Source organism: Ancylomarina salipaludis, assembly GCF_004122035.1.
GTDB classification, from domain to species: Bacteria; Bacteroidota; Bacteroidia; order Bacteroidales; family Marinifilaceae; genus Ancylomarina; species Ancylomarina salipaludis.
The window spans coordinates 141204-167078 of record NZ_SAXA01000003.1; the positions used below are offsets into that span (position 1 = coordinate 141204).

21 protein-coding genes and 3 tRNA genes are annotated in these 25875 nt (G+C 37.3%); 18 read left to right on the forward strand and 6 right to left on the reverse strand.

Going from position 1 to position 25875, the window contains the following annotated elements; translation table 11 throughout:
* Nucleotide 1 precedes the first annotated feature (1 nt).
* The 3 genes from EO244_RS04775 to EO244_RS04785 all read left to right on the forward strand — a co-directional run bounded on the left by EO244_RS04775 (nucleotide 2) and on the right by EO244_RS04785 (nucleotide 3217).
* The gene (locus EO244_RS04775; RefSeq protein WP_129253483.1) at nucleotides 2–580 is read left to right on the forward strand and encodes a Maf-like protein; all 579 of its coding nucleotides are present in this window, start codon (nucleotides 2–4) and stop codon (nucleotides 578–580) included.
* A gap of 16 nt (nucleotides 581–596) precedes the next feature.
* On the forward strand, nucleotides 597–950 hold the full coding sequence (locus EO244_RS04780; protein WP_129253485.1) for a four helix bundle protein: 354 nt from the start codon (nucleotides 597–599) through the stop codon (nucleotides 948–950).
* A 98-nt stretch (nucleotides 951–1048) separates the two neighbouring features.
* Nucleotides 1049–3217, forward strand: coding sequence for a S46 family peptidase (locus EO244_RS04785; RefSeq protein WP_241687938.1), 2169 nt, complete (start codon nucleotides 1049–1051; stop codon nucleotides 3215–3217).
* 156 nt (nucleotides 3218–3373) lie between these two features.
* Here EO244_RS04785 and EO244_RS04790 read toward each other — a convergent pair whose 3' ends face one another.
* On the reverse strand, nucleotides 3374–5608 hold the full coding sequence (locus tag EO244_RS04790; protein WP_129253490.1) for a T9SS type B sorting domain-containing protein: 2235 nt from the start codon (nucleotides 5606–5608) through the stop codon (nucleotides 3374–3376).
* Between the two features lie 317 nt (nucleotides 5609–5925).
* Here EO244_RS04790 and EO244_RS04795 point away from each other — a divergent pair, with 317 nt between their 5' ends.
* The 4 genes from EO244_RS04795 (at nucleotide 5926) to EO244_RS04810 (ending at nucleotide 9358) form a co-directional block, all read left to right on the forward strand.
* Nucleotides 5926–7212: an ABC transporter substrate-binding protein gene (locus EO244_RS04795; protein WP_129253492.1), complete on the forward strand. Its 1287-nt coding sequence runs from the start codon at nucleotides 5926–5928 to the stop codon at nucleotides 7210–7212.
* Between the two features lie 73 nt (nucleotides 7213–7285).
* On the forward strand, nucleotides 7286–7984 hold the full coding sequence (locus EO244_RS04800) for a GTP-binding protein (RefSeq protein WP_129253494.1): 699 nt from the start codon (nucleotides 7286–7288) through the stop codon (nucleotides 7982–7984).
* Between the two features lie 44 nt (nucleotides 7985–8028).
* Nucleotides 8029–9057, forward strand: a complete 1029-nt coding sequence (locus tag EO244_RS04805) for an ATP-binding cassette domain-containing protein (protein WP_129253496.1) — start codon at nucleotides 8029–8031, stop codon at nucleotides 9055–9057.
* A gap of 58 nt (nucleotides 9058–9115) precedes the next feature.
* Nucleotides 9116–9358: a hypothetical protein gene (locus tag EO244_RS04810; RefSeq protein WP_129253497.1), complete on the forward strand. Its 243-nt coding sequence runs from the start codon at nucleotides 9116–9118 to the stop codon at nucleotides 9356–9358.
* Between the two features lie 87 nt (nucleotides 9359–9445).
* Here the strand turns inward: EO244_RS04810 and EO244_RS04815 are convergent, their stop codons facing one another.
* The 4 genes from EO244_RS04815 to EO244_RS16865 all read right to left on the reverse strand — a co-directional run bounded on the left by EO244_RS04815 (nucleotide 9446) and on the right by EO244_RS16865 (nucleotide 17204).
* The gene (locus EO244_RS04815; RefSeq protein WP_129253499.1) at nucleotides 9446–12328 is read right to left on the reverse strand and encodes a WD40/YVTN/BNR-like repeat-containing protein; all 2883 of its coding nucleotides are present in this window, start codon (nucleotides 12326–12328) and stop codon (nucleotides 9446–9448) included.
* A 105-nt stretch (nucleotides 12329–12433) separates the two neighbouring features.
* Nucleotides 12434–12832, reverse strand: coding sequence for a hypothetical protein (locus tag EO244_RS04820; protein WP_129253501.1), 399 nt, complete (start codon nucleotides 12830–12832; stop codon nucleotides 12434–12436).
* Between the two features lie 128 nt (nucleotides 12833–12960).
* Nucleotides 12961–16650, reverse strand: coding sequence for a phosphoribosylformylglycinamidine synthase (gene purL / locus EO244_RS04825; protein ID WP_129253503.1), 3690 nt, complete (start codon nucleotides 16648–16650; stop codon nucleotides 12961–12963).
* A 368-nt stretch (nucleotides 16651–17018) separates the two neighbouring features.
* Nucleotides 17019–17204, reverse strand: a complete 186-nt coding sequence (locus EO244_RS16865; protein ID WP_164977404.1) for a hypothetical protein — start codon at nucleotides 17202–17204, stop codon at nucleotides 17019–17021.
* Between the two features lie 97 nt (nucleotides 17205–17301).
* Here EO244_RS16865 and mce point away from each other — a divergent pair, with 97 nt between their 5' ends.
* The 8 genes from mce to EO244_RS04865 all read left to right on the forward strand — a co-directional run bounded on the left by mce (nucleotide 17302) and on the right by EO244_RS04865 (nucleotide 22249).
* Entirely contained in the window at nucleotides 17302–17706 is a 405-nt protein-coding gene (mce, locus tag EO244_RS04830) for a methylmalonyl-CoA epimerase (protein ID WP_129253505.1), read from the forward strand.
* Between the two features lie 38 nt (nucleotides 17707–17744).
* Nucleotides 17745–19301 carry an acyl-CoA carboxylase subunit beta gene (locus EO244_RS04835; protein WP_129253507.1) on the forward strand — a complete coding sequence of 519 codons (1557 nt, stop codon included), beginning with the start codon at nucleotides 17745–17747 and terminating at the stop codon, nucleotides 19299–19301.
* A 13-nt stretch (nucleotides 19302–19314) separates the two neighbouring features.
* On the forward strand, nucleotides 19315–19668 hold the full coding sequence (locus EO244_RS04840) for an OadG family protein (RefSeq protein ID WP_129253509.1): 354 nt from the start codon (nucleotides 19315–19317) through the stop codon (nucleotides 19666–19668).
* A 4-nt stretch (nucleotides 19669–19672) separates the two neighbouring features.
* Nucleotides 19673–20092, forward strand: a complete 420-nt coding sequence (locus EO244_RS04845) for a biotin/lipoyl-containing protein (protein WP_129253511.1) — start codon at nucleotides 19673–19675, stop codon at nucleotides 20090–20092.
* A gap of 24 nt (nucleotides 20093–20116) precedes the next feature.
* Nucleotides 20117–21757: a sodium ion-translocating decarboxylase subunit beta gene (locus EO244_RS04850; protein ID WP_241687939.1), complete on the forward strand. Its 1641-nt coding sequence runs from the start codon at nucleotides 20117–20119 to the stop codon at nucleotides 21755–21757.
* Nucleotides 21758–21953: 196 nt separating this feature from the next.
* Nucleotides 21954–22026 (forward strand) — tRNA-Gly (locus tag EO244_RS04855).
* A 38-nt stretch (nucleotides 22027–22064) separates the two neighbouring features.
* Nucleotides 22065–22137, forward strand: a tRNA-Gly gene (locus EO244_RS04860).
* 39 nt (nucleotides 22138–22176) lie between these two features.
* Nucleotides 22177–22249, forward strand: a tRNA-Gly gene (locus EO244_RS04865).
* 137 nt (nucleotides 22250–22386) lie between these two features.
* On the opposite strand, the gene EO244_RS04870 is transcribed toward EO244_RS04865, so the two are convergent.
* Entirely contained in the window at nucleotides 22387–23637 is a 1251-nt protein-coding gene (locus EO244_RS04870) for an aminotransferase class I/II-fold pyridoxal phosphate-dependent enzyme (protein WP_129253512.1), read from the reverse strand.
* A 374-nt stretch (nucleotides 23638–24011) separates the two neighbouring features.
* Between EO244_RS04870 and EO244_RS04875 the strand changes: the two genes are divergently transcribed.
* The 3 genes from EO244_RS04875 (at nucleotide 24012) to EO244_RS17080 (ending at nucleotide 25863) form a co-directional block, all read left to right on the forward strand.
* Nucleotides 24012–24824: an outer membrane protein assembly factor BamD gene (locus EO244_RS04875; protein ID WP_129253514.1), complete on the forward strand. Its 813-nt coding sequence runs from the start codon at nucleotides 24012–24014 to the stop codon at nucleotides 24822–24824.
* An 86-nt stretch (nucleotides 24825–24910) separates the two neighbouring features.
* Nucleotides 24911–25246 (forward strand): DNA-directed RNA polymerase subunit omega, encoded by a 336-nt coding sequence (locus EO244_RS04880; protein ID WP_129253516.1) that lies wholly within the window; start codon nucleotides 24911–24913, stop codon nucleotides 25244–25246.
* A gap of 59 nt (nucleotides 25247–25305) precedes the next feature.
* Nucleotides 25306–25863, forward strand: coding sequence for a flavoprotein (locus EO244_RS17080; RefSeq protein WP_241687940.1), 558 nt, complete (start codon nucleotides 25306–25308; stop codon nucleotides 25861–25863).
* Nucleotides 25864–25875 lie beyond the last annotated feature (12 nt).

The following is a 25875-nucleotide window of genomic DNA, read 5'->3' on the forward strand; positions in this document are numbered from 1 at the left end:
TATGTTGAATAATCTAAATGATTATCAATTGATATTGGCTTCTCAATCGCCAAGACGTCATCAGATGTTGAAAGAATTGGGATTGGATTTCAAAATTAAGACCAAAGAAGTTGAAGAGGTTTATCCTGATAATCTGAGAGTCGAAGAAATTCCAATTTACCTTGCAAAATTAAAGGCTGATGCTTTTGAACTCGATACCGTTGAAAACGAATTGGTGATTACTGCTGACACCATTGTTTGTGTGGGTGATACGGTTTTAGGAAAACCCAGGGATAGGGATGAGGCAGTTAAGATGTTGAAAATGCTATCGGGACGTTCACACGAGGTTATTTCGGGTGTTTGTTTGAAGTCTAATGCAAAAGAAGTCTGTTTTTCCACAACAACACATGTGCATTTTAAGGAACTGAGCCTGGATGAAATTAATTATTACATCGACCATTATAAGCCATTTGATAAGGCTGGAGCCTATGGTATTCAGGAATGGATCGGTTTTGTCGGTATTGATGGAATTGAAGGCTCTTACTTTAATGTGGTAGGTCTGCCTATTCAGCGTTTGTACCAGGAACTAAGCACATTTTAATTATGAATTAGGAGTTATGAATGGAAATGTGATCAAAGAAAAGTCATTTCGTTTTGCAGTGAGGATCGTAATACTTTGTAAGTATCTCAAAACAGAAAAGAGAGAATACATATTAAGTAAACAGCTTATGCGTTCCGGGACCTCGATTGGAGCAAATGTGCGAGAAAGTCAGAATGCAGAAAGTAAGGCCGATTTCATTCATAAACTTGCTATAGCACAAAAAGAAGCTGATGAAACATTGTTTTGGTTAGAGCTACTCAAAGAGACTGACTATATTACAGCAGAGGAATTTCGTTCTTTAGAATCCGATGCATCTGAATTGTTAAAGCTTATTCGAAGTATCATTTTAACAACAAAGAAAAATAAGTAGGTTTAACGCTTAAGTTAATTCATCATTCATAACTTATAATTAATATAAGAATCAAGCAACTAAATAACAACCAAGTAAAACAAACCATGTTAAGAAAAATGACATTTTTACTGATTGCTGTACTATTATTAGTCGGAAATCAGGTTAAGGCAGATGAAGGAATGTGGATTCCTATGCTATTGAAAAAGTACAATATTGAAGACATGCAGAAAGCCGGATTTAAGCTGACTGCTGAAGACATTTACGACATCAACCAGGCTTGCTTGAAAGATGCGGTAATTGGATTAGGAAGAGAAGGACGACCATTCCATCACTTTTGTACAGGTGAACTGATCTCAGATCAAGGCCTTGTGGTAACCAATCACCACTGTGGTTACGGTGCTATTCAAGCTCATTCAACACTAGAGCACGATTACCTGAAAGATGGGTTTTGGGCAATGAGCAAGGATGAGGAATTGGTAAATGAAGGCATTACAGCTTCATTTCTGATTCGTATGGCTGATGTTACTGCTGATGTTTTAAAGGGGGTAACTGACGATACAAAGGAGAAAGATCGTATCAAAATCATTAAAGAAAACATTAAAAAAATTGAGGCAGAAGCCGAGAAAGATTCTAAGTATCGTGCCAATGTGAAAGCTTATTTTGCGGGCAATCAATATTTCCTTTCAGTTTACGAGATTTATAAAGATGTGCGATTGGTAGGTGCGCCTCCATCAGCTATTGGTAAATTTGGTGGTGATACTGACAACTGGATGTGGCCTCGTCATACAGGTGACTTTTCTATGTTTAGAATCTATGCCAACAAGGACAATAGACCAGCTTCTTTCTCTAAAGATAATGTGCCATTGAAGCCTAAAACATCTTTTAAAATTTCATTGAAAGGGATAAACGAAGGTGATTTTACAATGGTGTTTGGTTACCCGGGGACTACAACTGAGTATCTGACTTCTTATGCATTAGAAATGATGACACAAGTTGATAACCCTCATAAAATTAAGTTGAGAACCAAGAAGCTTGATTTAATGCGTGCCGATATGGATGCTTCGCCAATGGTGAGAATTCAGTATTCTGCAAAGTATGCAGGCGTTGCGAATTCATGGAAAAGATGGCAAGGTGAGATTAAAGGTTTGAATCGTTTGAATGCCATTGCTAAGAAAAAAGAACTAGAGAATAAATTTGAAATCTGGGCTAATTCTGATGAGAAGCTTAAGGCAAAATATGCTGGCATTTTGGATCAGATGAAAGGCATTTATGAGGAAATGACACCATATAGCCTGGCTCGTGATTATGCGCTTGAAGCTGGACTGTCAGGTGCTGAACTGGTTGATTTTGCATTGGACTTTAAGAAATTGGTTTCTCTTGACAAAAAAGATACTGAAGCAATTGCAAAAGAGGTTGAAGGCTTGAAGAAGAAATCTGCCGCATTCTATAAGAATTACAATCTGGATACTGACAAGAAGTTGTTGGCTGCAATGATGAGTATGTATCATGAGAATGTGGAAGCTAAATTCTTGCCGGAAGAATTGAAGGTAATTGCTAAAAAATACAAAGGCGATTATAAAGCTTACGCTAAAAAGGCGATGGCTAAATCGATATTGGCTAAACAAAGTCAGCTTGAGGATATGTTGGCTAATTATAAGCCTTCAATGGCTAAGAAAATTGCTAAAGATCCTGTCTATAAAATGGCAATGAGTATTCTCGACTTATATAAGAATACAATTAGTCCTAAGTACTATGAGTTATCGGATAAGGTAAACAAATTGCAACGTACTTATATGGCAGGTTTGATGGCTATGCAGTCTGAGAAAGTATTTTATGCGGATGCAAACTCAACTTTCCGTGTACACTTCGGAAAAGTAGCGGGTTACAAGGCTAGAAATGCCGTAAACTACGACTATTACACAACGCTTGAAGGTATTATCGAAAAGGATAATCCAAATATTTTTGATTACGATGTCCCTCAAAAGTTGAAAGATTTATATGCAGCCAAAGATTATGGTCGCTATGGACAAAATGGACAAATGAATGTTTGTTTTGCTGCAACCAACCATACCACTGGTGGTAACTCAGGAAGCCCTGTGTTAAATGCCAATGGAGAGCTTATTGGTTTGAATTTCGACCGTGCCTGGGAAGGGGTGATGTCTGATTTGATGTATGATGCAACGATTTGTAGAAACGTATCATTGGATATTCGCTACGTGTTATTTATCGTTGATAAATTTGCGGGTGCTGGCTATTTAATTGATGAAATGAATATTGTGGAGTAATCTCAATTTGAATTGATACAAAAGGCTGTTGGAGTAATCCGACAGCCTTTTTTGTTTTACTGAGTTCAAAACCTATTTACAGCTCTTAGAGATTCCACTGTGTTAGGGAGAAAAATGCACATGTGTGATCCTTAAAATGGTGTAGGATTATTGGGTTTATCGAAGCAAGGTAAATTTCCCCGATTTATTTATGTTGACACCATTGGTATAGGTGATATCCAAACTATAATAATAGCTATCCATTTCCTGTTTCTGATTGTTGTATGTGCCATCCCAGCCCTGATTGACATCTGTTGTTTCAAAGACCTTTGTACCCGTTCTGGTGAATATCATTAGTTTAATCTTATCGATATCGGTGCCGCGAACGTAAAGGATGTCGTTGTGACTGTCTCCATTGGGAGAAAAAGCTTTGGGTATGCCAACAAAAGGGTAGTCATTTAAAAATTTGACATAGATGCTGTCGCGAGCAGAACATTGAAATTCATTGATGACCTCGATCCAATAGGTCCCGGTATTTTCAACGGTAATGGATTTGCTGACTTCGCCTGTTGACCAGTTATAACTGACTTTATCGACATTTGCGATCAATTCATATTCAATATTGGGATAATCAATAATATCCTCACCCAAATTGACGATAGGCAAGGGAAGCTTGGTGATATGAATTTGAGCACTTTCCATATTGCCAAGATTGTCGGTTACTTCCAGGGTGTAATCGCCTTCTTCTTTTAAGTAAATTTCGGCTTCAGTATGGTTTTGATTTATCCAATTATAAGTTAGTGGATAAACCGGATGTCCGACTATGAGTGGAACGATTAAAACGGAATCCCCTGCACATATGCTTTTGTCATCTCCCAACTCAACTCGAAACTTTTCACCTTTTCTGTAGTCTACGAAAACGGTATCTGAATTGGCACATCCATATTCATCTATCACATTCACCCAAAAGTCACCACCCGAATTAACCGTGATAATCTGGCTTGTCTCAAGCGTATTCCATAAGTAACTTGCTCCCTTATTTTGTGCATCGAGTTGTTTCGATTCACCATCCCAAAGAATAAAATCTTCCCCCAAATCAACAATGGGTTTCGTGTGATAATAAATCTCAGAGCTGGCTGTTTGAGAATAGCCATTGGGATCAGTGGCGGTGAGGGTGTATATGCCTTCGTGGTCGATTTCTATTTCCCTTTCGGTAGAACCGGTACTCCATTCATAAGTATATTCCTGATCAATATCCATATAAGGACTTAGGGTCATAGTCTCCTGCGCGCACATATGCACAATATTGGGCAAGTTTAAGGTGAAAAATGATGATTGGTCTTTAACTGTAAAGGACTTTGAATTTGTACAGCCATATTCTGAAGTAATCATGACAGAATAATCTCCGGGACTTGTTATTTCTATTTCAGGAGTTGTGTCTCCTGTTGACCAGAGATACGTACAGCCGTCTTTTTGAGCACTAACAATGATTGGGCTTCCATCCATCATAATTACATCTGCAATATTAATGGCCGGGGCATCGTGAACAGTAACCTGAACCTGATCGGTTATTTGTTGATTATCTCTAAGATCGGTGACCGTTAGTTCGTATAGACCCGATTTAGAAACTTCGATCGACTCTGATATTTCTCCTGTGCTCCACGAGTAGGCATATTCTGATTTAAGGTCAATGGTTGGGGTGAGGGTAAGGCTTTCTCCTGTGCAGATATTTTTATCTTCACCCAAATCCAGACTGAATTCACTTTTGAGTTCAATCGGACTATAAATGGTGTCGCTAACACATCCAAATCCGGTTTTTTCAATAGATTTAAAAGTAGTGATACCAGCCTCAGCTTGCCATTTAATTCTAATGTTGACATATTTGTAAGGATCAATAACTTCTGTTTGGAAACTAATTTCTTCTGCTCCAACAGGAAGCTCTTTTGTGTATAAGGAATTCATTCCAATGATGATCGTATAATCTTCTTCTGAACCGGTTTTGACTTTATTTTCATAAGTCTGAACACTTGGATTCATTAATGGATAGACTGTTATATTCCGGCTTCTTTCTTCTTCTGTGATAGGTAGAGGTGTACCATCTTCCAGCCAGGCCTCTTCAATCCGTACTGTAAAGGTTTTTAGCCTATTACTAACATTAGGAAAACTGATTTCAAAAGTGAATATTCCTGTATTTATCCCGAAGCCTTCATTCATTTTTTCGGCTGGTCCTCCATTGACAGAATATGAGGCAAACCATATTTTATCGGCAGGACCTGATATATCCAGTGATGAAGTTTGTACAGATGTTAGTATTCCGTTGTTTTGGGGACAGAGTGTTTTGTCAGAATTGCTGATAAATGCAACCGTGTTACTTTGAGCGTATGCATGCGAAAAGATACTGAGTAATATCATGATACTCAGTAGTCTAATCGCTATTTTCTCAAATGACCTCAAAAGTAGATGAATTTATTTTGATTTATGACATCTGATAGAAGTGTATATAATTGGTTTAAAGGTAAGAAAAAAATCAGATTTTAGTCCAAGATAAAAGCGTGTTCGTCACGCTTATTTTGCTATTTATCATTAATTTAAGTAAAGCTCAAAGAGTTAAGAAAATCCTGTGCTGAATAATTTATCTGAAAAAAAAACTTAGTGTAACATTGGTTACATTTTTATACTTGTAAGAGCTTTACTTTTGTAATAGAAAATTAAATAAAAGCTCAACTGAAATGAAGAATCAATATTTTAAAACAGCCGATAGTTTACTTGATATTTGTACACGTTATCCTGAAACAATTAAGATTTTTGTTTCGAATGGATTTAAGCAGTTGGAAGATGCTAAGAAAAGAGAAGTTTTCGGTAAAACTTTGACTTTAGAAATGGCTTTAAAAATGAAAAAGCTCAATGTTGAGGCATTCGCATCTTTGTTGGTTGAAGGTATTGATTTGACAAGAAATCAGGTTGATGCGGATTTAAATCAGAAAGAGAAAAGTACGGATGAAGACGCGATTCATGTACAGGGCTTATTGCCATGTCCTGTTCGTGTACCTTTGGTTGAAGGAATCGATTCCTTTATTGAAACTTATAAGAAACAGAACGATAGAGAAATTGTTTACGATCTTAAGGCGGCTTCAATGGGGCTGGACTGGTTGATGAGTGATGTGATTAATGAGGATAATGCGGACAAATTAGCTGATATTTTTATTTCTGCAGGTTTCGATTTGTTTTTTGATGAGAAATTGATGGGGAAATTTAAGAAGCGTCATGTTTTTGCTGATAGTACAGGTTTCGATCGTCTGAATAAGGATTTTGATAATGAAGAAATTTGCCTGAAAGATCCTCAGGGGCATTATTCGATGATTGGTGTTGTGCCTGCGGTATTTTTAGTGAATACAGCTGAGCTTGGCGATCGTGCAATTCCTCGTACCTGGGCCGATTTATTTAAGCCTGAATTCAAAAATAGTGTGAGTCTGCCCATCAGTGATTTTGATTTGTTCAACTCAATGTTGCTCCATATTTATAAATCATATGGTGAAGAAGGAGTGAAAGGCTTAGGTGAGTGTTTATTGGAAAGTATGCACCCATCTCAAATGGTAAAATCGCATACCAAAAAGAAAGATAGACCGGCGATTACCATTATGCCCTACTTCTTTACAAAAATGGTGAAAGAAGGTGGAAGTATGGTTGCCGTTTGGCCTGAAGATGGTGCAATTATTAGTCCTATTTTCATGTTGACCAAGAAAGATAAATTAGACAAAACACAGGATGTAATCGATTTTTTTGCTTCGAAAGCAGTAGGCGAAATACTTTCGCATCAGGGTTTGTTTCCAAGTATAAATCCGGAAGTTGATAACCGACTTCCAAAGGAAAATAAATTTATGTGGCTGGGTTGGGACTATATCAACTCAAATAATATTGGAGAACTCATTGTGAAGTGCGAAGGGATTTTCAATAAAGCTATAAAGGATAACAGTTTTAGAAATATGGGACCTTTAAGTTTTTCACCTCAATCTTAAATCAGAGGTTAATTTTAACAGCTCGATCAAGCTTGTGTTAAAAACATTATTTCAACAGATATAATCTTAAGATATGAATCTAGTTACAGTATCAGGACCTCCGTCATCAGGGAAGACAGCAGTTATTCTTAAAACCATTGACTCTGTTCAAAAGCGAGGCTTAAAAGTTGGGGTTGTCAAATTCGATTGTTTGTACACCGATGATGATGTGTTGTATGAAAAAGCGGGGGTGAAGGTTAAAAAAGGGCTTTCAGGTTCACTTTGTCCCGATCATTATTTTGTAAGCAATATCGAAGAGGTAACGCAATGGGGATTGAAAGAAGGTTTGGATCTTTTGATTACAGAAAGTGCCGGTTTGTGTAACCGATGTTCTCCTTATATTAAAACGGTTACTGCAGTGTGTGTGATTGATAATTTGAGTGGTATTAATACCCCAAAGAAGATTGGTCCCATGCTTAAAACAGCTGATATTGTTATTATCACGAAGGGTGATATTGTTTCTCAAGCTGAGCGTGAAGTGTTTGCATCGCGTGTTAATACCGTTAATCCCGGTGCAACGATTATGCATGTAAATGGTTTGACAGGACAGGGAGCCTACGAGTTGAGTACCTTATTGTATGATGAAAAAACTGAAGTGAAGACACTTGTGGGGGAGAAATTGAGATTTTCAATGCCATCTGCACTATGTTCGTATTGTTTGGGTGAAACCAGAATCGGGGAATCTTACCAGATGGGTAATGTTCGGAAAATTGATATGAGTGATAAGGAATAGAATGTTGATGATTTTGAATTCAATTAACCATTTTAGCATAAAAAATGATGACAATTAACGATATACAGAGCAAAACACTCACTGATTTATTTGAAAAATACCCGTTCTTACCTGTTTTTTTCGAAGAGCATACTTTGGATTTAAAAGAAAGTCTTGATATTAAATTGATAGATTATTTAAATTTCTTAGATGAAGAAGAAGAGCAGGAAAACAGAGCTATGAATAAAACTCAGGTTCTGGAATCGATGTGTATCTACATCGATCAAATGCTTGAATTCTTAGGCGAAGATGAGGATGATGGCGTTCGCAGTATTACTTTGTTGCCCGGAACAAATAAGTCTGGAGAGGCTGAAATGTTCGAAACATTATCGATTAAAAAAAGTGAGATTGTTTGTATTGTTGGACCAACGGGTTCGGGAAAGAGTCGTTTGTTGGCCGATATCGAATGGGTGGCTCAAAAAGATACGCCAACTTCTCGCTCGGTATTGATCAATGGAGAAGCAGGTGATAAGAAATGGCGATTAAATTCGGGTAATAAATTGGTTGCTCAATTGTCACAAAATATGAATTTTGTGATGGACTTAACAGTTTACGAGTTTATTGAATTGCATGCCCAATCTCGTTTGGTCGAAGATGTTGAGCGTGTCATTAATAAGATTTTTGAACAAGCTAACGATTTGGCGGGGGAGAAGTTTGAGTTAACAACGCCAATAACAAGTTTAAGCGGTGGCCAGTCACGAGCTTTGATGATTGCGGATACAGCTATCCTGAGTAAGTCACCAATTATCCTGATCGATGAGATTGAGAATGCTGGTATCGATCGAAAGCGTGCATTGGATCTCTTGGTTGGTGAAGAAAAGATTGTTTTGATGGCAACTCATGATCCTATTTTGGCGCTTATGGGTGATAAGCGTATTGTTATTAAGAATGGTGGAATCCATAAAGTGATTGAAACCAGCGAAGAGGAACGCAAGCTTTTAGGTGATTTGGAAAGAATGGATGCCGTGGTTCAGAACATGAGAACCCGATTGCGCCAAGGCGAAATCATTAAGAAAGAAGATATTGGATTTTAGCTTGAGATATCAATCTAAATTATTGAATTTACGAACGAACACTAAAAAAACAGATATTATGCACGACGGATGCGCAGGAAGTTTCGAGAATGGTCAACAAGTGGTTGACAAAATTAGAATGATGGGATTTGCAGAGCAATTAATGCCTATGCCATTGGAGATTGAATGTCATGGATGTAAAGAAACGTTTACCATGGAGGAGTTTGAGGGACATTGTCCTAAATGCGATATGGTTCACGGAGTAACACCATGTCATGCTTTCGATCCAAATAATATTATGGCTGCTGGTATTGGTTACTAATTCTCTTTTAATATCATTAAATGGATAAAAGTAAAAAGACCTAAGAGCATTGAGCTTTTAGGTCTTTTCATATTTAAAAAGGGGGAGTTATTTTACAATGAGTTTCCCTTTGTATATTTTTTCACCCTCAAGATTGATAATATGAATACCAGGTTTTAGTTGTTCCCGGTTAATCAATACATTATTGTTAGTGACATTTTCAATAATACGAACTACACGACCTGAAGCATCAACCACAATCAGGCGGTATGATTCGTTATTTTCATTTGGAAATTCAACACGACTGCTATTTTCCATAGGATTAGGATAAATACTCAGTTTGGTGTTGGCTTCGGCTGGATCTTCGATACCTACAAGAGGTCCTGCTGGATCTACAGTTGGTTCTCCAGGTGTTATGTTGGCATGGAAAATACCATTACCATGTGTTCCTACCACAACAAAACCATCTTTTCGGGTTTTAACCATGTTGACTACAGTATTTCCAATTTTATCAGTCGAAACTTGAGTCCATTTTGTATTTGAATTAAGATCGGTTGTCATATATAAACCAATACTTGTTCCTGCAAAATAAACTGGACCATTTTCCGCATTAACAACGTTCAGATATCTTACTGATGGCCCAATATTTTTACTGTCTTTAGTAATCTCAAGGTCACCGGATACATCGGTCCATGTTTCTCCTGCATCTTTCGAAAAGAAAATACTCTCTACTTCATAATTCGAAAATGTGACATATACATAGCTGGCATTAGCAGGATTAACCTCAATACTACTTACATATGCGTCTTCTGGCATAGAAGGACCTGTAATTTCCGTTGTTGCGGCTTGTGAAGAGTGAGAGTTAATTGTTTTATAGATTTTCCCTTTAGACGTACCGAAATACAACAGATTGGCAGGAAGAATTGATGATTTGATAGCTGATATCTGGCCTGTAATATTTGTACCTTCTATTTTTTCCCAACCTAAGGTTGCTGCATTGTTAGAGAACTTCGTGATTTTATAAATATCGGTATTTCTCCAAATATCGGTTCCACCAGCATAAAACATAATGGCTTCGTTGTTGCCATCAATCTCATATGGGTTGATGAATAAGAGAGAATCAGAATTAATACCTTCAGGGTCTACGCGAGCCCATTCCCAATCTTTGTCAGTTGTGTTGTATGCATTTAAATAGATACGACCTTTTTGTGATGAAGTAATGTAAGCATTTTTGTTGTTATGCATGCTACAATAAGCCCCATCTCCACTTCCAAGATGAATCCAATTTTGCTTGTGAATTCCATTGTCTTCTCTATAAGTGTACCAAGTTCCATTATCTTGAAAACCAGTTAGAATTTCATAGGATTCCAAATCATTTGCGTCAATTCCAACGGTATAAGCTTGAGTGGTCAAGTAACCATTGTTCAACGAAACCCAATCTATTGGTTTTAGATCTGGTTCTTCGAGGTCACCATTGTCACTAGGATCAGAATCTTCGGTTTGTTTATAGTTATTTGTTTTACTTATGCCCCCATCGTGACCACTTAGTAGTGTTTTACCATCATTAAGAAAAGCTAATGCATGTTGATCTGGGTGATGTTTATCGTATTGAGAAACGTTATTTATTGTAGCATAACCACCAATCCAATAAGTTTTAGTTTTGTCTTTTTCAGGATTCCCTACACTAACAGGGTTTGCATTCGTAGCAAAGCCGTCGTCACTACGGAAAAGGTTGGTTCCTCCAATGAAAACCATATTTTCATCGTCTGGAGCGACTTTGATAACCATATCGTATGAATTCTGAGATGTATATCCTGATACATCACGGTCTCCTGTTCCACTTGCAGGGAGATTTAAAGAACGATCTTCCCACATGAGTTCATCTCCATTTATAGTTAATTTCCAAAGACTATGGTCGTTAAGGCCAGATCCTGGTGTTTCAGATAAGAAATATAAGACATTCTCATTACTGGGGGCATAAGCCAATACGGTACGATCAAAGCTTTCTGGAAAGTTTTCTGGAGTGATATTTTCCCAATCACCAACATTTCCGGTTTTTGATCTATATAAACCGTTAATTGTTCCACCACTGCTTAGAGTGGCATATTTAATTCCTTCTGGTGTACATATGACATCCGTTGTTGAAGCCCATTTATCGTTATTTGTCGCTTTACTCGTCAAAACAGTCGTTGCGGTTAGACCTCCATCTGTTAGTCGCCAGATTTTTCCGTAGGTTGCAACATAAACATCACCATTCAGAGGATCTACGCTAATATTCCAACAAATATCTGTTGTTTCAGTAAAAATAGGCGTATCATCTGTATCCATTGCAGGCAATTTCTCCCAGAATTTTCCGCCATTTTCGGATTTAAATACTCCGGCTCCTGAATAAAATGCGCCACGAGCTCCGGCAGATCCGGAATATTCACCAGTAGCATAATACCATGTGTCTGTATGTCCTTCACGAGGATCTTGTGCAACGGCAGTAACAGATTGATGATCTGTTGTAGTCGTGGTTTTTGTCCAGGAAGCCCCGCCATCTTCTGATCTCCACATGCCACCAGTCACACCTCCTGCTAAAATAATGTTGTCATTCGTAACATCAATAGCTAGAGCTCTTGTTCTACCACCCACATTATATGGTCCGGTTTGTTTCCAATCAATCCCCTGAGATTTTGTTCTTGATCTGAATTGATTTTTATTATCAGATAGGAACTTCAATTCTCTTTCACGAAAGTTAGCTGGAAGTTCTCCTGTTTTGGGGTCTTGAGTTATTAACTTCTCAAATATTAAGCGTTCATGTGGTGCATCTTTGACACGAATGATTCCTTTACGCTGATCTGCTTTTTTAGCCATTCTGACATGGTTTACCCCAGGTGCAGTAAGCTTTTTGTACGTGTTTTCATTAATAACAATATTCTTTGTTTGTGCCAGGCCACTAAGGGTTAAGGCTACAAGGAATATTGAACTCAGTAGTAGATTTTTCTTCATTCTTTTCTTGTTAGTTAGCGGTTAGTAGGTTTACTGAATTCCTATTACAGACAGAGTTGTACAGGGGTAATTTATCGTCTATACGTAGATTTTCAATTTGGTTGTCTATTTAACTTCTTTAATTAAATTTAAAATGGGGTCATTATTTCCCATAGTTTGAGATTCTTTAAACAAAAAGCTATAATTAGAGTTGATTTTTACATCTGAATTACTTTTTGTCTCGAAACTGATCTCTTTACCTTTTGAGTAGATGCCTATGATTCCAGCACCTGATCCTAATGTTTTATTTACAGTTGCATGAATTTCATTATATTCATTATGAGGAATAATTTTTAATATTTTTATGTTTAAAGCTAAAGTATTTGGTGCAAAATCAGGTTTGTTGATAGGAATCTCCTTTGTGACTTGAGCAGAGTCGGCTACTATTTTTTTAGGTGTATTCTTTTGGTTGGCACATGAAAATGTGATAGATAGAATGGATATGAGTAGTGCATAATGCTTCATAATATTGATGTGTTTGGTTAGATTGAAGCACAAGGTAGGAAAAAAAATGAAAAAGATTCTTTCTATAATAAAATGAAAAAGCCCTCTTTTCATATGAAAAGAGGGCTTCTAAATATGTGTATATTTAATTATTTATGTTTTGCAATCCAGTTTTTAGCATTGATAAAAGCTTCAATCCAAGGACTCACTTCATCCTCCAATCTGCTTTCATCATAGTAAGCCCAATTCCATGGATAAGTAGCACGTTCCAAGTGAGGCATCATGGCAAGATGACGACCATCATTTGAACATATTGCTGCTGTTTCAAATGGCGAGCCATTGGGATTAGCTGGATAATCCTTGAAGCTATATTTCATTGGAATCTGATATTTATCTTCACCGTAAGGTAAATCAAATTTACCTTCACCGTGTGCAACCCAAATACCTAAACGGCTACCAGCAAGAGTAGAAAGCATCACTGAATCGTTAGCTTGAATATCTACGTTCACAAAGCCTGATTCAAATTTATGAGATTCGTTGTGAAGCAGTTTTGGATGCTTATCATGTTCAGGATAAATCAGGCCTAGTTCTGAGATTAACTGACAACCATTACAAACACCTAAACTTAATGTGTCCTTACGTTTGTAGAAATCTTCAAGAGCTTTCTTGGCTTTTTCATTATAAAGGAATGCGCCAGCCCAACCTTTTGCCGATCCTAATACATCTGAGTTAGAGAAGCCTCCAACAAAAACAATCATGTTCACATCAGAGAAGTCTGAACGACCTGAAATCAAATCTGTCATATGAATATCCTTAACATCCATACCTGCCAGATGCATCATCCAAGCCATTTCCCTATCGCCATTTACACCTTTTTCGCGAATGATAGCTGCTTTAATGCCCGATTTAGTTTGACGTTTAGGATCAATGCCGTATTGTGCAAATTTACCCGTGAAGTTTTCAGGGAATTTATAGTTAAGACTATTCTGTTTATATGATTTGAATCGTTCCAATGCTAAATCATTACCAGATTGATTGCGATCCAATAGGTATGATGTTTTATACCAAAGGTCACGTAATGATGCAATATCAAGAGATATGTTTTGATCTGCTTTAGCGATTGTCATTTTTCCAGCTTCAGATGGGGTTCCAATTTTATGGAAAATTATCCCAGCTTCAGAAAGGACTTTACTCACGGTGTTAATATCCTCTACTTGAATGATAACACCAGGGTTTTCGCTGAATAGAACTTTGATTAAGTCAGCTTCTTTAATCTCATTCAGATTAATTGAAGCGCCAAGTTTATTGTCTGCAAAACACATTTCAAGTAAAGCAGTAATCATACCGCCTGAAGAAATATCGTGACCAGCAAGAATTTTTCTATCGAGAATAAGTTGCTGAAGGGTTTCGAAGGTCTTTGCAAAATATTTGGCATCAGTAACATTTGGGGTTGTTTTTCCAAGTTTGTTAATGATTTGAGCAAAACTACTGCCACCTAATTGGAAATCATCTTTCGAAAAGTCGATATGTAATAGGTGAGAGTTTGCTACATTTTTCATTACCGGGCTAACCATACGATTGATATCAATGATTTCACCCACAGTTGAAATGATTACTGTTCCGGGAGCATAAACCACATCATCCTGACCATATTTTTGAGTCATAGATAATGAGTCTTTACCAGTTGGGACGTTTAAACCTAGTTCAATTGCAAATTCACTAATGGATTCAACAGCTTTATAAAGACGAGCATCTTCACCTTTGTTTTTACAAGGCCACATCCAGTTTGCAGAAAGAGAAACACCCTTGATACCTTGTTCAATTGGAGCCCAAACCAAGTTGGTTAGCGACTCGGCAATCGAAAGGCGTGAGCCGTTTGCTGAATCAACAAGTGCAGAAACAGGAGCGTGTCCAATCGAAGTGGCAATCCCTTTTTCTCCCTGAAAGTCCAGAGCAACCGCACCTAAATTGTTAAGAGGTAACTGAAGTGGGCCAGCACATTGCTGCATGGCAATTTTACCGGTTACAGAGCGGTCAACCTTATTGGTTAACCAATCCTTACAAGCAACTGATTCCAGTTGAAGAACTTCCTCAAGGTAGTCTTCCAGTTTCTCGGCTTCGTAAGCAACTTCTTCGAAAGTTTCAACGACTGTTTCGTCAGTCATAACTGTTTTTGGTGGTTTACCAAACATTTCAGAAAGACCAAGATCGATAGGATTCTCGCCTGTTTTTTTATCTTCGAAAGTGAAACGCATGTCTCCGGTTGTTTCACCAATTTCGTATATAGGAGCTCGTTCGCGTTCAGCAATACGAGTTAATAAAGCAACATCATCTTTACCTATAACCAGCCCCATTCTTTCCTGAGACTCGTTACCTACAATTTCTTTAGCAGAAAGAGTCGGGTCACCAACAGGAAGAGCATTTAGATCAATTTTACCACCTGTTTCTTCTACAAGTTCTGACAGACAGTTTAGGTGACCACCAGCACCGTGATCGTGAATTGAAATAATTGGGTTATGATCAGATTCTGCCATGGCTCTGATAGCATTACAAACTCTTTTTTGCATTTCAGGATTCGAACGCTGAACAGCATTTAGCTCAATAGAATTGGCGTATTCACCTGTAGCAACTGAAGATACAGCACTACCCCCCATTCCGATTCTGTAGTTGTCTCCTCCCAGGAGTACAACTTTATCACCTTTTTTAGGGACATCTTTTTGTGCCTGTTCCAATCGGCCATAGCCAATACCACCGGCTTGCATGATGACCTTATCGTAACCGTATTTTTTATTGTTTTCGAAATGTTCGAAAGTTAGTACCGAACCACAAATCAATGGTTGACCGAATTTATTTCCAAAATCACTCGCTCCATTTGAAGCTTTAATTAGAATTTCTTCCGGTGTTTGGTATAGCCATTTGCGAGGATCAGTAGCACCTTCCCATTTTCTAGTAGCTTCAAGTCTAGGGTATGATGTCATATAAACAGCAGTTCCTGCCATTGGCAGAGAAGCTTTTCCTCCTGCAATACGATCTCGGATTTCTCCTCCTGTACCAGTTGCTGCACCATTAAATGGCTCAACAGTTGTTGGGAAGTTATGTGTTTCTGCCTTTAATGAGATGACAGTATCAATATCTTTGGTGTAGAAAAAATCTGCTTTATCGTGAGAGAGTGGGGCAAATTGTTCAACTCTTGGTCCTTGAAGAAAGGCACAATTGTCTTTATATGCCGATACAATACGATTGTGATTTTCTTGTGAGGTTTTTTTTATCAATTGGAAAAGGGATGATTCTTTTTCTTCTCCATCTATAATAAAAGTGCCGTTGAATATTTTGTGACGGCAGTGTTCTGAATTGACTTGAGAGAATCCAAAAACTTCGGAATCGGTTAATTTGCGTTCGATCTTTTTCTCAACTCCTTCAAGATAGCTTATCTCTTCATCGCTTAGAGCCAAACCTTCTTGTTTGTTATAAGCTCTAATATCTTCGATATAAATAATAGGATCAGCTTGTTTCTCGATAGTGAAAATTTTCTGATCTAAATTTTCATACAAGTTTTGAAGCATAGGATCGTACTGCGGGTGTTCAGCATCAACTTGATTGAATTCTTCGATACGAAGGATTCCATTTAATCCCATGTTTTGCGTAATTTCAACAGCATTCGTGCTCCAGGGGGTGATCATCTCTTTACGAGGCCCTACAAATTTTCCTGTTACTTTTTCGTCGGTTAGGATTTCAGCATCGCTAAATAGCCAGGATAATTTAGCTGTATCAATTGCATTTAATTCGAGAGAACAATGTACTCCGTAATGAACTTTACCTTTTTTAAAGAATAGTATCATCTTAAATTTTTTATAAAATTGGTTGAAAGCAGATTTCGCTGCAAATATAGTTAAAGAGTTTGATTTTGTTGGGCTGAGAATGTGGAAAATCCATGTTTTTGCAAGACTCGGTTTGGGCCATAGATTTTAGTCCTGATTTTGAAAAAGACTTACTTTTTGATGATATGATTTTTGTGTATAAACAAGAGGTGTAGGGCTTATTTGTTTTGCAGGTGTAATAAAGAGGTATTAAATTGCGTGCATCGAAACAGAGGTTAATTGGTTTTATCTTCTTTGTTTGGAATATGCTTTGACTCTATCGAAAGGGTTAAAACGAATTTCTTGTTTTAAAACAGTAAAAACTATGTTGAGGAAACTGCTTTAAAATTTCAAAGAAAGAAGGAAAGCATCTTCATTTGTTTTTTTAGAGATAAAGATTCTTGCAAAGGTTTTCGAAAATGCCAGATTTGATGCTGATTTGAATGTATTTTAGGAAAAGTGTCTGAGGCTTCATCCTCTGCAATCAGCTTATTATCAGGAAGTAGTAATTGTTTCTGTTTTGCTTTTTTAGACATGTTGAAGAACAAGTTTAATATTCATTGAAAACATTGATTATCGTTTTTCCTTTCAATAATTTTGTCACCAATTATTCAATCAAAATATAATTTAATTATGAAACCGACACATATTGAGCACATCGGGATTGCTGTTAAAAGCTTAGAAGAAGCTATTCCATTTTACGAAAAAGTATTAGGATTAGAGTGTTATGCTATTGAGGAAGTTGTTGATCAGAAAGTGAAGACAGCATTTTTCAAAGTGGGTGATGTGAAAATCGAATTGCTTGAGTCTACTGATCCAGAGGGACCTATTGGGAAATTTGTAGAAAAAACTGGTGGTGGAATGCATCACTTGGCATTTGCTGTTGAAGATGTTCAGGAAGCTTTGAATGATGCTGCAGAAGCAGGATGTCAGCTGATTGATAAGACACCTCGAGGTGGAGCAGAAGGTTTGAAGATCGGTTTCTTGCACCCTAAGTCAACTCAAAGAGTTTTGACAGAACTTTGTGGTAATAAATAAGAATACTCAATTATAATATATTATAACTAATAGAAGTTATGGCTAGTCAGGATAAAATTAAAAAGTTAATTGACTTAAGAGCAGAAGCTAAACTTGGCGGAGGTGAGAAGCGTATTGAATCTCAGCACAAGAAAGGTAAGTATACTGCTCGTGAAAGAATCGACATGCTTTTGGATGAAGGTAGTTTCGAGGAATTCGATATGTTTGTGACTCATCGTTGTACCAACTTTGGTATGGAGAAAACTAAATTCTTAGGCGATGGTGTTGTTACAGGTCAAGGAACTGTGGATGGACGCTTAGTTTTTGTGTTTTCTCAGGATTTCACTGTATTTGGTGGATCTCTGTCTGAAACTTTTGCACAAAAAATTTGCAAAGTGATGGATATGGCAATGAAAGTTGGTGCACCTTGTGTTGGATTGAATGATTCAGGAGGAGCTCGTATTCAGGAGGGGGTAACTGCTCTTGCTGGTTATGCTGAGATTTTCCAAAGAAACATTATGGCGTCTGGTGTTATCCCTCAGATTTCTGCAATTTTTGGTCCTTGTGCTGGTGGAGCCGTTTATTCTCCTGCATTAACTGATTTTATCATGATGACTGAAGAAAAGTCATACATGTTTGTAACTGGTCCTAAGGTTGTTAAGACTGTGACTGGTGAAGATATTACAACTGAGGCTTTAGGTGGTGCTCATATGCACGCTTCTAAATCAGGTGTTTCTCACTTCAAGTTGGAAGACGAAGAAGAAGGTATTATGATTATTCGTAAGCTGTTGTCTTTTATGCCTTCTAATAACCTTGAAGAGCCGCCTTTGGCTGACTGTACTGACCCTATCGATAGACTAGAGGACGTATTGAATGATATTATACCAGCAAATCCTAACATGCCTTATGACATGAAGGATGTGATTTATTCTATTGTTGATGATGCTGAATTCCTTGAAGTACACCGTCACTATGCAAAGAATATTCTTGTTGGTTTTTCAAGAATGGGTGGTATGCCAGTAGGTATCGTTGCCAATCAGCCTAATTTCCTTGCTGGTGTTCTTGATATCGAATCTTCAAGAAAAGCAGCTCGTTTTATCCGTTTCTGTGACTGTTTCAATATTCCTATCTTGACTTTAGTTGATGTTCCAGGATTCCTTCCAGGATCAGGTCAGGAGTTTGGTGGTATCATTACTCACGGAGCAAAACTTATGTTTGCTTATGGTGAAGCGACAGTTCCTAAAGTAACAATCACCTTACGTAAATCATATGGTGGAGCTCATGATGTAATGTCTTGTAAGCAATTACGTGGCGACCTTAACTATGCTTGGCCATCAGCTGAGATTGCAGTAATGGGTGCTAAGGGTGCTATCGAGGTACTACATGGTAGAAAAATGATGGAGCTTAGCGATGATGAGAAAGTTAAATTCATCAACGAGCAAGAGATTGAGTATAACGAGAAATTTGCTAATCCATACAATGCTGCTTCATATGGTTACATTGATGATGTAATTGAGCCTCGTAATACACGTTTTAGAGTGATTCGTGCATTCCAGTCGTTGCAGACTAAGAAGCAAAGTAATCCTCCTAAAAAGCATTCAAACATTCCATTGTAAAAATTAATAAACTATGAGTTATATCAATTTATTATCGATTGGAAGTCAGGGAGGATGGACAGTTGCTTTGGTTGGATACGGCATCGTATTTGTCGCATTGGTGGCCTTAGTTATTGTTTTTGTGAACCTTCCTAAGCTTTTGCAAATCAATCTTAGATCGAAGCTTAAAAAGCAGGGTAAGGTAAGTTCTGATTCTGAAGATTTAAGTATCGAGGGAAGTGTAAATGCAGCTATCGCAATGGCTCTTTATATGCATTTCGATCAAATTCACGATGAGGAAAGCAACATTATTACCATTAAAAAAGTTACTAAGAATTATTCTCCATGGAGTTCTAAGATTTATGGAGTAATGAATCAACCAAGATAAGACGATGAAAAAGTTCAAATTTACAATACGCGGACAAGAATTCGATGTTGATATCAAAGAGATCGAAGGTACAAACGCTCAAATTGAAGTAAACGGTACTGTTTACGATGTTGAGATTGAAGCAAAAGAGAAAGTTAGCAAAACGCCTCAGTTGATTCGCAAGCCTGTTATTAATAAGCCAGGTGAAGGTCAGATTAAAAAATCAACTGGTGGTATAAGTGTTAAAGCACCTCTTCCAGGAACTATTATTAAAGTTAATGTTGCTGTTGGTGACTCAATTAATGCAGGTGATACTCTACTTATAATGGAAGCCATGAAAATGGAGAACAATGTATTGGCTGAAAAAGCAGGTACTGTTAAATCTATTAAAGTAAATGTAGGTGATAGTGTCCTTCAGGATGATGTACTTATTGAGTTAGCGTAAATTAATTAAGTCAAATTTAACGAAATGAGAAATCTATATAAAATGATATTCTCACTTGTTTTGATGTTAGGGATGTGTTTTTCATCCCTGGCTCAGAATACTGGGACTATCGAAAAACAATTGACCGAAGGGAAATGGATTAATCATCAGGATGGTTATATTCCAAATGCTCTTGGTGCGTCAGATAAAACTGTCAGAAGATATAAAACTTTTGAATTTAAAGAAGAGAATCATTCTTTTTCAATGGATTCAATCAAACAACGTTTTACGGGACATTGGACTATTGAAGGAAATAAGATCATCTTAAAATTCAATCCAAAGAATGTAGATCGTTTAAGCAAAAATACAAATCCGAATTCAGCTTCTGGACCTTACTGGGTTACTTCTAGTGTTTTGGATTTGGGAACTCGTGTAGGTCATATTTCTAATGATGTTCTTAAGTTTGGAAACAATGCCGAATACGATTGTGTTCATGAATCAGGTGCTGTTGCAGGTTTAAGAAATTTTTGGGAATTTACCGGATTTGCGAATGTAACTTCAGGTCACTTATTGATGATGCTTATTGGTATCTTCTTTATTTTCCTGGCTATTAAATACGATTACGAACCATTATTACTTATTCCTATTGGGACAGGTATTTTAATTGGTAACATTCCGATGTTTCAGGCGGTTGATTTCAACCTGAAATTAGGTATTTACGAACCAGGTTCGGTAATGAGTTATCTGTATTCGGGTGTATTGCAGGGTTGGTATCCACCTTTGATTTTCTTGGGAATTGGAGCTATGACTGACTTCTCGTCTTTGATCTCGAATCCTCGATTGATGATTTTGGGAGCTGCAGCTCAGATTGGTATTTTTGTGACTTTCTTAGGGGCGCTTTACTTAGGTTTTGCTCCACCGGAAGCGGGTGCAATTGGAATTATTGGTGGTGCTGATGGTCCAACGGCTATCTTCCTTTCATCTAAATTAGCTAATGGTGTAAATGTTATGGCTAATGGGGTAACTGTGAAGAATTTGATTGGTCCTATTGCGATTGCTGCTTATTCATATATGGCATTGGTTCCTGTGATTCAGCCTCCAATTATCAACTTGTTGACAACTAAGAAAGAGAGACTGATTAAGATGAAACCTCCTCGTGCGGTATCTCGTCTTGAAAAAATCATGTTCCCAATTATTGCCTTGTTGTTAACAGCATATATCTCACCTACATCAGTACCATTGTTAGGTATGTTATTCTTCGGTAATTTATTGAAAGAATCTACAGTAACTGCTCGTTTGGCAGATACAGCTAGTAATGCTTTGATCAATATTATTACAATTCTTTTAGGTATATCAGTTGGTGCTTCAACACAGGCAGATGTATTCTTGACTAAGGATTCAATGTTGATTTTCGGACTTGGAGCTGCTTCCTTTGTGGTTGCAACAGCTGGAGGGGTAATTTTTGGTAAGATTATGAATTGGGTGTCACCTAAAGACAGACCGATTAATCCTATGATTGGAGCTTCTGGTGTATCCGCTGTTCCAGATAGTGCTCGTGTAGTACAGGTTATGGGATTGGAAAATGATCCTACCAATCACTTGTTGATGCATGCAATGGCACCAAACGTTTCTGGTGTGATTGGTTCAGCAGTGGCTGCCGGTATCTTATTGAGTTTCTTAATGTAAGAATTCTTTTACATTTTGATAGATATATTCAAGAACACTCCTGTTTATTCAGGGGTGTTTTTTTATCATTTTTTTGAATGAAAAACTTGTTGAACCGTCTAGATTCACTATATTTGCATCGCAATTGACAAGAACAAGAGGGCTTGTCTGATGTTGAGAAAGCTTACCAATAACGATTAGTGTGTGGGCGTAAATTGCGAGAATAGCTCAGTTGGTAGAGCACAACCTTGCCAAGGTTGGGGTCGCGAGTTCGAGTCTCGTTTCTCGCTCAAATCAGTTATCTTTTCTGATTCATAAAAAAAGAAATGCGAGAATAGCTCAGTTGGTAGAGCACAACCTTGCCAAGGTTGGGGTCGCGAGTTCGAGTCTCGTTTCTCGCTCGATCAGTTATCTTTTCTGATTCATAAAAAAAAGAAATTGCGAGAATAGCTCAGTTGGTAGAGCACAACCTTGCCAAGGTTGGGGTCGCGAGTTCGAGTCTCGTTTCTCGCTCATTTAAGCGTAAAAAAAAAATAAGGATTGTTTCTTCTGAGACAATCCTTATTTTTTGCCCTAAACTCTCTTGTTTGAGTTCAGGGCAAAAAAAAACGACACCCATTGGTATCGCTTTTCTTGTTTTATTTGTGTGCTTACTGATTGAAGATGTCAGCAAATTTTTCGTTGCTGTATTTACCTTCTTTCAATTTAGTCGCTACATCTTTAAATGCTTTTACAGTGTACTCAACATCTTCAAGTGTATGAGTTGCTGTAGGGATCAAACGAAGTAGTAATTGTCCCTTAGGGATTACAGGGTATACAACGATTGAACAGAAAATGTTGTAGTTTTCTCTAAGATCCATTGTTACCTGAGTTCCTTCAGCAACACTACCTGATAGGTAAACCGGAGTTACCGGAGATTCAGTACAACCAATTTCCAAGCCAGCTTCAGTTAATCCTTTTTGAAGAGCGTTTGTGATTGTAAATAGTTGTTCGCGAAGCTCAGGCTTGTTTCTAAGTAATTCTAAACGCTTGATTGAGCCTTCAACAATTGGCATTGGAAGTGATTTAGCAAATGTCTGAGAACGCATGTTGTAGCGTAAATAGTCGCAAACATCTTCGTTACAAGCTACAAATGCTCCAATACCAGCCATTGCCTTAGCAAATGTTCCAAAAAGAACATCAATCTCGTTCTGTACACCAAAATGTTCAGGCGTACCGGCACCAGTTGGTCCCATTACACCAAAACCGTGTGCATCATCAACTAATAAGCGGAAGTTGAACTCTTGTTTCATAGCAACAATTTGGTCCAATTTACCAAGATCACCAGCCATACCGAATACACCTTCAGTAATTACTAGGATACCACCACCAGTGTTTTCAGCCCACTTAGTCGCACGCTCTAGTTGCTTGTGAAGGTTTTCCATATCGTTATGAGGATAAACGAAACGTTTACCTTGGTGTAGTCTCAAACCATCCATGATGCATGCATGCGATTCTGAATCGTAAACGATCACGTCATGACGATTGACCAGTGCATCGATAATTGATAACATACCCTGGTAACCGAAGTTTAAAAGGAATGCATCTGGTTTGCCAACGAAATCAGCAAGTTGAGCTTCTAGGTCTTCGTGGCGACTTGTTTGTCCTGACATCATACGAGCACCCATTGGATATGCAAGTCCCCATTTTTCAGCAGACTCAGCATCAGCTTTTCTTACTTCCGGGTGGTTAGCTAGTCCAATGTAGTTATTCAAACTCCATGTTAGAACTTCTTTTCCTCTAAATTTCATTCTAGAGTTAATTTCGCCTTCTAGTTTTGGGAATGCGAAGTAGCCGTGAGCTTGCTTTGCGTATTGTCCAATATTCCCTTTTTGGGTGTTAACTTTGTCAAAAATATCCACGTTATATGTTTTTTTGAGTTTTCAAATATTCTGAATGGGATTATGAAATTCCTAACAGAAAAATTTCTCGAAATGAATTCATAACTGTGCAAAAGTAACATTTTATAAAAATATATCAAGTGATAGATGCAGTAGATTTTCTTCTCGAATTAATAATAAATGATATGAAGCTGAGCTATCTATGAAATTAATATCTCAATTGCCTATATAGCTGAGAGAGTTGTGATGGCGCTGTATCTAAAATATTGTTTGTGGCTATTTTTCTGATTGCTTGTTAAAAAAATATAAATGCAACAATATGATAGGGGTATTTGTTCAAAATTGGCGGAAAATTCTATCTTTGCATGATACAAAATTGTAGAGTCCTTATACCTATGAAAAAAATCCTTTTCTTGATCGTGCTTGTTTCCACGCTTTTAGCTGGATGTAGCGAATATCAAAAGCTTCTTAAGAGTAATGATACTAATCTTAAATACAAGAAAGCCATTGTATACTATAACGAAGAGCAGTATGTGAAAGCAGCTACGCTATTCGAAGAGTTGATTCCCGTTTTCAGAGGTACAAGTAAAGCTGAAACTGTGAGCTATTATATGGCCTATAGTAATTATGGTATGGGTGATTATATCACAGGTGGATACTATTTCCGTAATTTTATTAAGAATTTCCCTGACAGTCCATATGCAGAGGAATGTTTGTATATGAGTGCTTATTGTTATTACAAAGAATCGCCTAAGCCTCGATTGGATCAAACATCTACTCAGGAAGCCATTGACGCATTTCAGTTGTATATCAATCGCTATCCAAATTCATCACGTATTGAGGAAGGTAATAAGTTGATTGATGAGCTTCAGGACAAATTGGTTTATAAATCTTATTTAAGTGCTCGTAACTATTTTGATAGAGAGCATTATCCTTCTGCAATTATTGCACTGCAAAATGCGATTAAGGATTATCCAGGTTCTTCTTATCGCGAAGAACTCATGTTTATGCTTTTGGAGTCCCGCTTTGAGTATGCAGTGAAATCAATTGATGAGAAACAAAATGAGCGTTTTAATTTGGCTAAGGAAGAATATTTTGCCTTTGTTGATGAGTTTCCCCAAAGCAAATTTAAGAAGTCTACCGATCGTATGATTAAGGTGATTGATGCTTATTTTGAGAAAGATAAATCTGCAAAAGAAGATAATTAGTTATAAATTAGAGAAAAACTATTAAAAATTTGTATTTTTGCAAGCTGAACTAAAAATAAACCAATAGATAATAATTCTTTGACAGTATGGATTACAAAAAAACGAATGCAGCAAGTTCAACTATTACACGTAACGTTACAGAGTTGAGCAGGGAAGTAGGGAATGCTTACGAATCAGTAATGATCATGGCTAAGCGTTCTAATCAGATTGCTGTAGAGCTTAAAACAGAACTGAATAAGAAACTTCAAGAATTCGCATCTTTTACTGATAATTTGGAGGAAGTTTTCGAGAATCGCGAGCAGATCGAGATTTCGAAATATTATGAGCGTTTACCTAAACCAACTTTAATTGCGGTTGAAGAATTTATAAATGGTGACGTTTATTACAGAAATCCTGCTACTGAAAACAAAACAAATAAGTAAAATTTTGCTTTAATATTTAAGTTCCCTCGAAATAGGGAACTTTTTTAGTTTTTGACCTTATGTTAAAAGATAAGAAAATAATACTAGGCGTTACAGCAAGTATTGCTGCATACAAAGCTGCTACATTAGTCCGTTTACTTGTGAAAGAAGGTGCAGAAGTAAAAGTCATTATGACACCTTATGCTAAGGAGTTTATTTCACCGGTAACCATGGCAACTCTTTCAAAAAACACTGTGTTGAGTGATTTTTTTAAGCATGACGATGGCGAATGGAACAGTCATGTTGATTTGGGTTTATGGGCTGATGTGTTATTAATTGCACCCACCACTGCTAATACAATGGCTAAAATGGCTCATGGTATTTGCGATAATCTATTGCTGACAACCTATTTGTCAGCCAAATGTCCGGTGGTTCATGCGCCAGCTATGGATTTGGATATGTTTAAGCATCCGGCTACACTTCGTAATATGGATATTTTGAAATCATATGGCGACCATTTTATTGAGCCCTCAAGTGGCGAATTAGCCAGTGGTCTTTATGGAAAAGGACGTATGGAAGATCCTGAAAAAATAGTTGAGAAGCTGAAGGAATTCTTTGCTTCAAAAAAAAAAGACTAATTGACAAAAAGG